Origin of the sequence: Aliivibrio sp. A6, from assembly GCF_028765505.1 — a bacterium.
Taxonomy (GTDB): Bacteria; Pseudomonadota; Gammaproteobacteria; order Enterobacterales; family Vibrionaceae; genus Aliivibrio; species Aliivibrio finisterrensis_A.
The window spans coordinates 1-787 of sequence record NZ_JARACR010000101.1 but is presented as its reverse complement, the minus strand read 5'-3'; the positions used below and the strand labels follow the sequence as shown (position 1 = coordinate 787).

The window sequence follows — 787 nt, the reverse complement described above, 5'->3', positions numbered from 1 at the left end:
AAAACCCCTTGGGTGTTGTATGGTTAAGCCTCACGGGCAATTAGTATCAGTTAGCTCAATGCCTCGCAGCACTTACACACCTGACCTATCTACGTCGTAGTCTCCAACAACCCTTTAGGATACGTAAAGTATCAGGGATGACTCATCTCAGGGCTCGCTTCACGCTTAGATGCTTTCAGCGTTTATCGATTCCGAACTTAGCTACCGGGCAATGCCACTGGCGTGACAACCCGAACACCAGAGGTTCGTCCACTCCGGTCCTCTCGTACTAGGAGCAGCCCCCTTCAATCATCCAACGCCCACGGCAGATAGGGACCGAACTGTCTCACGACGTTCTAAACCCAGCTCGCGTACCACTTTAAATGGCGAACAGCCATACCCTTGGGACCGACTTCAGCCCCAGGATGTGATGAGCCGACATCGAGGTGCCAAACACCGCCGTCGATATGAACTCTTGGGCGGTATCAGCCTGTTATCCCCGGAGTACCTTTTATCCGTTGAGCGATGGCCCTTCCATTCAGAACCACCGGATCACTATGACCTGCTTTCGCACCTGCTCGAATTGTCATTCTCGCAGTCAAGCGGGCTTATGCCATTGCACTAACCTCACGATGTCCAACCGTGATTAGCCCACCTTCGTGCTCCTCCGTTACTCTTTGGGAGGAGACCGCCCCAGTCAAACTACCCACCAGGCACTGTCCGCAACCCCGATAAGGGGCCAACGTTAGAACATCAAGCATACAAGGGTGGTATTTCAAGATTGCCTCCACACATACTGGCGTACGTG

At 53.1% G+C, this 787-nt stretch carries 1 rRNA gene; it reads right to left on the bottom strand.

Annotated elements, in window-relative coordinates:
- Positions 1-19: 19 nt before the first annotated feature.
- Positions 20-787, bottom strand: a 23S ribosomal RNA gene (locus PVK70_RS18780); the annotation flags it as partial.